General features: G+C 66.8%; 4 protein-coding genes. 3 read left to right on the forward strand and 1 reads right to left on the reverse strand.

Going from position 1 to position 8,864, the window contains the following annotated elements; translation table 11 throughout:
- Positions 1-190: 190 nt before the first annotated feature.
- Positions 191-3,004, reverse strand: coding sequence for a ribonuclease E/G (locus ACIPIA_RS05925; RefSeq protein WP_400507591.1), 2,814 nt, complete (start codon positions 3,002-3,004; stop codon positions 191-193).
- A 733-nt stretch (positions 3,005-3,737) separates the two neighbouring features.
- Between ACIPIA_RS05925 and ACIPIA_RS05930 the strand changes: the two genes are divergently transcribed.
- From ACIPIA_RS05930 to prfB, 3 genes are all read left to right on the forward strand, one after another.
- Positions 3,738-4,913, forward strand: coding sequence for an N-acetylmuramoyl-L-alanine amidase (locus ACIPIA_RS05930; protein WP_400507593.1), 1,176 nt, complete (start codon positions 3,738-3,740; stop codon positions 4,911-4,913).
- Positions 4,914-5,071: 158 nt separating this feature from the next.
- Complete coding sequence (locus ACIPIA_RS05935; protein WP_400507595.1) at positions 5,072-7,516, forward strand: penicillin-binding protein 1A; 2,445 nt, start codon at positions 5,072-5,074, stop codon at positions 7,514-7,516.
- A 195-nt stretch (positions 7,517-7,711) separates the two neighbouring features.
- Positions 7,712-8,840 (forward strand): peptide chain release factor 2 gene (gene prfB / locus ACIPIA_RS05940; RefSeq protein ID WP_400507597.1). Its coding sequence is split into 2 segments (ribosomal slippage): positions 7,712-7,780 and positions 7,782-8,840, totalling 1,128 coding nucleotides; the frame shifts between segments, so codons are not numbered across the junction.
- The last annotated feature ends 24 nt before the right edge of the window (positions 8,841-8,864 follow it).

Here is an 8,864-nt window from a genome sequence, read left to right on the forward strand (position 1 = left end):
AAGCCCAACCGCGCAGATGAGGAGAAGGACCTCGCGTTCCCTGTTGCGCGGCGGCGGCATCGACCTTCTCCCGGCTCGGCCAGCATTGCGGGGTACAATGCCGGCCCCGCGAGCAACCGCCAAGCTCCAAGAAAGAAGCCCGCTGCGGATGGCAGCGGGCTTCGTCGTCATGACTTGGTCAAGATGTCGCTCAGGAGCGGCCGGCGAGCCTGTTCCACCAGCCGCCGCGCTTCGGCCGGCTCGGATCGGCCGGCGTCAGCACGACCGCGACGGGCTCCTCGGCCGGTGCGGGAGCAGGCTCGGCAGCGGGAGCAGGCTCGGCGGCCACAGCCGGTTCGGACGGAGCGGGAGACTCCGCTGCGACCGGAGCCTCGGCCTCGACCGGTGCCTCGACGGGGGCGGGCACGGCCTCGGCGGCGGTCTCGCCGCCCTCCGTGATCGGCACGACCTTCTTGCGCGAACGGCTGCGCTTGGGCTTCGCCTCCTCGGCGGGCGCGGCTTCGGCTGCCGCCGTGGCGGTCTCGGCCTTGGCTTCGACCTCCTTGGCGGCTTCCGCCTTCGGCTTGCGGGCCCGGCTGCGCTTCGGCTTCACCGGCTCGGCGGGCGCTTCTTCGGCGGCGGGTTCCGGGGCAGCCTCGGCGGCAGGCGACACGACGACAGCTTCGGCAGCGACCTCGGTGGTCGAGATCTCGGCGACGTCGTCTCCTTCCTCGCCCTCGTCACCCTCGGCGTCGTCATCGGCCTGGCCGCCTTCGAGCTGCTGGCCCTGACCATCGCGATCACCGCCGCGCCGACGCCGGCGCCGACGGCGGCGGCGGCCACGCTCGCGATCGCCTTCGCCGCGTTCGCCCTGCGCTTCCTCGGCGGTCGTCTCGTTATCGCCGGTCTCCGCATCGAGCGCGGCGGCCTCGGCCGCCGCGTCGAGCGCCTCGTCATCGACATCGGAGGCGATGGCTTCCGCCTTGAAGCTGGTCGGGATGACGCGGCCCTCATTGCCGACGAACTCGCCACGTTCAACCTCGAAGTAGCGCGTGCCGATCAGGTTGGTGTCGGTCGAGACCGTGATCGCGATGCCGAAGCGGGTCTCCAGATCGGCAAGATGAGCGCGCTTCTGGTTGAGGACATAGAGCGCGACTTCCGGCCGGGTGCGGACGGTGAGGTTGTGCGAGGCGCTCTTGATAAGCGTCTCCTCCAGCGCGCGCAGGATCTGCAGCGCGACGGACGGCGTCGAGCGGATCATGCCGGCGCCAGCGCAGTGCGGGCAGGGCACCGAGGAGCTCTCGAGCACGCCCGTCCGAATGCGCTGCCGCGACATTTCCAGCAGGCCGAAGGCCGAGATCCGGCCGACCTGGATGCGCGCGCGGTCGTCCTTCAGGCACTCCTTGAGCTTCTTCTCGACGGCGCGGTTGTTCCGGTTCTCCTCCATGTCGATGAAGTCGATCACGATGAGACCGGCAAGGTCGCGCAGGCGCAGCTGGCGGGAGATTTCCTCGGCCGCTTCGAGATTGGTCTTGAGGGCGGTGTCCTCGATATTGTGCTCGCGCGTCGAGCGGCCCGAGTTGATGTCGATCGCGACCAGGGCTTCCGTCTGGTTGATCACCAGATAGCCGCCGGACTTGAGCGTCACCGTGTTCGAGAACATCGCGTCGAGCTGGCTCTCGACGCCGAATGCGGCAAAGAGCGGGGTCTGCTCGCGATAGGGCTTCACGCTCTTGGCATGGCTCGGCATGAGCATGCGCATGAAGTCCTTGGCCTCGCGATAGGCGTTCTCGCCGGCGACGTGAACCTCGTCGATATCCTTGTTGTAGAGATCGCGGATCGAGCGCTTGACGAGGTTGCCCTCCTCATAGACCAGCGCGGGAGCGACCGAGGCCAGCGTCAGCTCGCGCACGCTCTCCCACATCCGCATCAGATATTCGTAGTCGCGCCGGATCTCGACCTTGGTGCGCGAGGCGCCGGCCGTGCGCAGGATCAGGCCCATCCCTTCCGGGACCTCGAGCTCCTGAGCGATTTCCTTCAGGCGCTTGCGGTCCTCGGCATTGGTGATCTTTCGCGAGATGCCGCCGCCCTTGCCGGTGTTCGGCATCAGCACCGAATAGCGACCCGCCAGCGACAGATAGGTTGTCAGGGCCGCGCCCTTGTTGCCGCGCTCTTCCTTGACGACCTGGACCAGGATGATCTGGCGGCGCTTGATCACCTCCTGGATCTTGTACTGGCGGCGCGAATGGCGCTGCGGACGCTCCGGCATGTCGTCGAGGGCATCGCCGCCGCCGAGCTGCTCGGGCTGCTCCTCGGCGTCTTCGCCGTTCTCGTCATCGCCGTCTTCGGAGCCTTCGTCCTCGGAAGGCCGGCGCGCCTCGACCTCGGCAGACTCGGAGGCTTCCGTCGACACGGCAGCCTCGTCGGACGGCGAAATGATCTCGACCGTCTCGAAGGTCAGCGGCGCAGCGTTCGGGGCAGCGTCCTCGGTGGACGATTCGGCGACATCCGGAGCGAAGAACTCGCCAAAGGCCGGGCCGCCCTCGTTGACCATGGCGGCTTCCTTGCCGTCGGTCTCGACACGCTCCTCGGCACTCTCGCCATTCGCCTCGACCTCGGCCGAGACCGTCTCGTCGGCGGCCGCCTTCTTGGCGCGGCTGTCGCGGTCGCCACGGCGGCCGCGGTCGCGCCGGCCACGCTTCTCGCGGCGCTCCTCGTCGCGCTCCTCATCGCGTTCGGCGCGCGCCTCGTCATCGATCAGCGCCTGCCGGTCGGCGACCGGGATCTGATAGTAGTCCGGGTGAATCTCGGAGAAGGCGAGGAAGCCGTGGCGGTTGCCGCCATACTCCACGAACGCCGCCTGGAGCGACGGCTCCACCCGCGTCACCTTGGCGAGATAGATGTTGCCCCGCAGCGGCTTTCGGCTCGCGGATTCGAAATCAAACTCCTCGACGCGGGACCCGCGGACCACCACGACCCGGGTCTCCTCCGGGTGGGTGGCATCGATAAGCATCTTGTTGGCCATATGAAACTTCCATTGGCGCGGTCGCCGGTGCGGGCACGGCTGCGGATAGCAATCCGCCAGCGCGGGCAGGGGCGCCGCGTAGAGGCCGGAACGAGCCGGCATGTTGCAGGAGGTTGGAAAGAGCGGTCTGGACAGGAATGCGGCTCGGGACGGCCACCCGGGCTTGAAGCCCGGCGCGGTCCCGCAGGTTCGGACGGTTCACCGTAGGTGCTAGCGGCGTCTTTTGCCCCGTCATCTGTCCTGACCTGCGATGTACCCGGCCGGGGGCCGGTCCATCGCGTTTGCACGCTCGCGAGACAGGGCGGGGCGCAGAACACACGCAATCCCCATACCAACCGTCTGCGGACGATCCGTTGCGGCTGTCCCGCCGCTACCACCCCCGAGGGAGAAAGCAGCTCAGCCTGCCCCGGACGCCGACGGATCGCACGATCCGGATGTGTCCTACGGGCAGGCAGACAGGCAGCCGGTTTCATTACAGACAGGTGATGGTGATTTGCAAGTCACATGACGGCCGCATTTCGCCGGACCCGTCTCCAGGCGGTTCACGCCCCGCTCCTGAAATGGTAACGCCCTCTTAAGATTTCACCCCCGTTATGGTTAAGACTTGGTGAGGTCGAACGGGATTTTTCAGCTGTTTTCGCGCATCGCACACGCTTTCCAGGGTCTTTCCGGCAGTTCCGCGCGCCATCTCGCGCGCCGGCTTGCCGGTGTGGCGATGGCTTGCGGACTTGTGATGGCGTCGTCGCAGGCATCGGGCGAGGGCAAGGCGGCCAACGAATACCCGGTCGCGACCGACGCCCGCATCGAGCAGAGCGGCGAGACCGTCCGCCTGACCATGATGCTCTCGTCGGTGGTGGCGGTCGAAGCCTGGGTGCAGGCTGCTCCGGACCGGGTCATCGTCGAGATGCCCTCGACCAATTTTCAGATCCAGTCCAACACCAGGAAGTCCGTCGGCTTCGTCGGCGGCTATCGCTATGGCCTGTTCACGGCCGACAAGGCGCGAATCATCATCGATCTCTCCCAGCCGGCAACGATCTCCAAGGTGGAGGTGAAGCCGGTGCGCGGCGGCTTCGGCGAGTTCAGCGTCGAACTCAAGAGGGCGACGCGGGCCGACTTTCTCGCCGAGGCGGGCAAGGCGAAGGCACAGGCGCAGGGGGCTGCCCAGCCGCCCCTGGCCGCCAAGCCCGCCGGCGAGACCCGCCGGACGGTCGTCATCGACCCCGGCCACGGCGGAATCGACCCCGGAACCATGGTATCCTCGATTTCCGAGAAGGCCGTGGTCCTCGCCTTCGGCAAGGCGCTCAAGGAGCAGCTCGAGGCCGGCGGCCGCTACCGGGTCGTGATGACCCGCGACGACGATCGCTTCGTCTCGCTCTCCGACCGGGTCCGGATGGGGCGCAACGAGCAGGCGGACCTCTTCATCTCGATACACGCCGATTCGCTGATGCAGGCCCAGGATGTGCGAGGGGCTACGGTCTATACGCGCTCGGAGCGGGCCACCGACGCCGAGGCGGCCAAGCTGGCCGCCAAGGAGAACGAGGCTGACGCTGCCGCCGGCCTCGAAACGCGCGAGGAGGTCCAGGATGTCGCCGGCATCCTGATGGATCTGGCGCGGCGCGAGACCCGGACCTTCACGGGGGTGTTCGCCCGCAATCTCGTCGAGAAGCTTGGCGGCTCGATCAAGATGCACAAGATCCCGCTGCGTTCAGCGCGATTCTGGGTGCTCAGCGCGCCGGACGTGCCCTCGGTGCTGATCGAGCTCGGGTACATGTCGAGCCCGAAGGATGCGGAGCTGCTGAATTCCCCTGAATGGCGAGGCAAGGCGGTGACGGCGGTTTCCGCCGCAATCGACAGCTATTTCACCCGAGAACGTGCCTCGGTCGGCAAGGCGGCGGAGTTTCGGGATTAGTTTCGCGGGTGGCTGCGTCGTTCGGGCCTGTTGCCGGATCATGCGAAATGTGGTTGCGAGGCCACGGTTCCGCCATCTCCGTCATGTTATAGCTCTGATTTGCGACGCGCCCCGATCTGGCGCCCGCCGGGTGCAGATTAAGGGGTCCAGGGTCTGAAATGCGGTTCATCCTGCGAATCTTCGGATGGTTGTTTGCCGCCGGCGCGATCGCCTTCGTGATCGGCGCCGCCGTGGCCGGCGGCCTGATCTGGCATTATTCGCAGGATCTTCCGGACTACGCCCAGCTCCGGAACTACGAGCCGCCGGTGATGACCCGTGTCCATGCGGGCGACGGCAGCCTGATCGCCGAGTACGCGCGCGAGCGGCGCCTCTATCTGCCGATCCAGGCGGTGCCGAAGCTGGTCGTCGACGCCTACATCTCGGCCGAGGACAAGAATTTCTACAAGCACATGGGCGTGGACCCCGAAGGCCTTGTTCGCGCAGCCATCTCCAACTACCGCAACCGCGCGGCCAATCGCCGGCCGCAGGGCGCCTCGACCATCACCCAGCAGGTCGCGAAGAACTTCTTCCTGAGCCCCGAGCAGTCGATCGAGCGCAAGATCCGCGAGGCGCTCGTCGCGCTGAAGCTCGAATCGACCTACTCCAAGGACAAGATCCTCGAGCTCTACCTGAACGAGATCTATCTCGGCGCGCCGGCGCCGGGGCAGGGCAGCTACGGCATCGCCGCTGCCGCGCTGAACTATTTCGGCAAGTCCGTGCATGAGCTGAACCTGCAGGAAGCCGCCTATCTCGCAGCGTTGCCGAAGGCGCCGTCCGACCTGCACCCGTTCCGCAACCGCGATCGTGCGATCGAGCGCCGCAACTACGTCATCGACCGCATGGTCGAGAATGGCTACGTCAAGCGCGAGGTCGGCGAGGATGCGAAGAAGCAGCCGCTGGGCGTCAATCCGCGCACGGTTTCACCGAACCAGATCGCCGCAGGCTACTTCGCGGAGGAAATCCGCCGCGAGCTGCAGGACCGCTACGGCGAGAAGAAGCTGCTCGAGGGCGGCCTTTCGGTGCGCGCCACCGTCGACCCCAAGACCCAGCTGATGGCCCGCAAGGCGCTCGTCGACGGGCTGGTGCGCTTCGACGAGGCGCGCGGCTGGCGCGGTGCCATCCAGAAGCTCGATGTCGGGAAGGACTGGGGCGCCGCCATCGGCGAGCTGCCGGTGCTCGGAGACGTCGCGCCCTGGCGGCTTGCCGTCGTGCTCGAATCGAACGGCGACAGCGCCAAGCTCGGCCTGCATCCGCTGCGTGACAATGCCGGCCATCTCAACAAGGAGCGCCAGACCGTCACGCTCGCGGCGGACGGCATCAAATGGACGCGCCGGGCGCGGGTCTCGCAGGCGGTCTCGGTCGGCGACGTCGTCTATGTCGAGCCGGTGGACAGCCGCTCGGGCTATGTGCGCCTGCGCCAGCTGCCCGAGGTCAACGGCGCGATCGTCGTGATGGACCCGTTCTCGGGCCGCGTCCTCGCCATGGTCGGCGGCTTTTCGCACGACCAGTCGGAATTCAACCGCGCGACGCAGGCCCTGCGCCAGCCGGGCTCCTCCTTCAAGCCGTTCGTCTATGCGACCGCGCTCGACAACGGCTACACGCCGTCGAGCATCGTGCTGGACGCGCCGATCGAGGTCGACCAGGGCCCGGGGCTGGGCATGTGGCGGCCGGAAAACTACGACGGCAAGTTCACGGGTCCGCGCACGCTGCGCTACGGCATCCAGTTCTCCAAGAACCTGATGACGGTGCGCCTCGCGAAGGATGTCGGGATGCCGCTGATCGCCGAGTATTCCCGCCGATTCGGCATCTATGACGACCTGCAGCCGGTTCTGTCGATGTCGCTCGGCGCCGGCGAGACGACGGTGATGCGCATGACAGCGGGCTACTCGATGCTGGTCAATGGCGGGCGCCGCATCCGTCCGACCCTGATCGACCGCATCCAGGATCGCTCGGGCACGACCATCTATCGCCACGACCAGCGCGTCTGCGAAGGTTGCAACGCGGAGAAATGGGCGAACCAGCCGGAGCCGCGCCTGGTCGACAACCGCGAGCAGGTGCTCGACCCGCTGACCGCCTACCAGATGGTCTCGATCCTCGAAGGCGTGGTCAATGCCGGCACGGCGACGGTTGTGAAGTCCGTCGGCAAGCCGCTGGCCGGCAAGACCGGCACGACCAACGACGCCAAGGACGTCTGGTTCGTCGGATTCTCGCCCGACCTCGCGGTCGGCGTGTATATGGGCTTCGACAAGCCGAAGTCGCTCGGCACCTCGGCGACGGCCGGCCAGTACGCCGCGCCGATCTTCCGCGACTTCATGACCGTGGCGCTGAAGGACAAGCCGGCGACGCCGTTCCGCGTGCCGGCCGGCATCAAGCTGATCCGCGTCGACCCGCGCACCGGCATGCGTGCCGGTGGCGAGGGCGGCATCCTCGAGGCCTTCAAGCCCGGTACGGCGCCGCCTGACAGCTATTCGGTGAGCGGAGCGGCGGGTGACGGCAGCGCGCCGCTCTCGGTGGGCCCTGGCGGCGGCCGCGCCGTCGGTTCCGGGACCGGCGGCCTCTACTGAGAGTACCAGAATAACGCGAAATGCCCGGGGCAGTGCTCCGGGCATTTCGCTTTGAGGGAAGGGCAACCGCCACGCGGGGCGTTTACAGCTGCGGCTTTCGCCCCTATCTCAGCGCGCAGGAGTCCGCCGTGATCAGACCCCGCTCATCGGGCAGGGTCGGGCTCCCCCCCATCAGAAGGACGTTTCGACGACATCATGCGCCCCGAAATCCAGACGCAACTCGATAACGCCAAGCAGTCGATCGGACTGCTGAGGAGGCATCTTTGACTGGGATCAAGCCCAGCGCCGCCTAGCGGAACTCAACGCCCTCTCGGAGGGGCCCGACTTCTGGAACGATGCCGAAGCCGCGCAGAAGCTGATGCGCGAGCGCACCTCGCTGGAAACCCAGATCGAAGGCATCACCAAGCTCGAACGCGATCTCGACGACGCGCTGACGCTGATCGAGCTCGGCGAGATGGAGGAGGACGCGGCGACCGTCACCGAGGGCGAGCAGGCGATCAAGGCCGTGCAGGATGAGGCTGCGCGTCTCCAGGTCGAGACGCTGCTCTCCGGCGAAGCCGACATGCTCGACACCTACATCGAAATCCATCCCGGCGCCGGTGGTACCGAGAGCCAGGATTGGGCCGAGATGCTGCTGCGCATGTATCGGCGCTGGGGCGAGCGGCGGAAGTTCAAGGTCGAGACGCTCGAATACCAGGACGGCGACACGGCCGGAATCAAGTCGGCAACGCTGCAGTTCAAGGGCCACAATGCCTATGGCTGGCTGAAGACCGAATCCGGCGTGCATCGCCTGGTGCGCATCTCGCCCTTCGACTCGAATGCGAGGAGGCAGACCTCCTTCGCGTCGGTCTGGGTCTATCCTGTCGTCGATGACCGGATCGTCATCGACGTGAAGGAGTCGGACTGCCGGATCGACACCTATCGCGCCCAGGGCGCAGGCGGCCAGCACATCAACACGACCGATTCGGCAGTGCGCATCACGCATATTCCGAGCGGCATCGCGGTGGCCTGCCAGCAGGAGCGTTCGCAGCACAAGAACCGGGCGAAAGCCTGGGAGATGCTGCGTGCCCGCCTCTACGAGGTCGAGCTGAAGAAGCGCGAAGAGAAGGCCAATGCCGAGCAGGCCTCTAAGACCGATATCGGCTGGGGCCACCAGATCCGCTCCTATGTGCTGCAGCCCTATCAGCTCGTGAAGGACCTGCGCACCGGCGTGAGCTCGACGGCGCCGTCCGACGTGCTCGATGGCGATCTCGACCCGTTCATGGAGGCATCGCTGGCGCAGCGTGTCTATGGAACGGAAGTCGAGGTCGAGGACATCGACTGAGCACTCCGCTCGCGTCCAGACGAG

Origin of the sequence: Allobosea sp. CER48, from assembly GCF_044752385.1 — a bacterium.
Classification (GTDB): Bacteria; Pseudomonadota; Alphaproteobacteria; order Rhizobiales; family Beijerinckiaceae; genus Allobosea.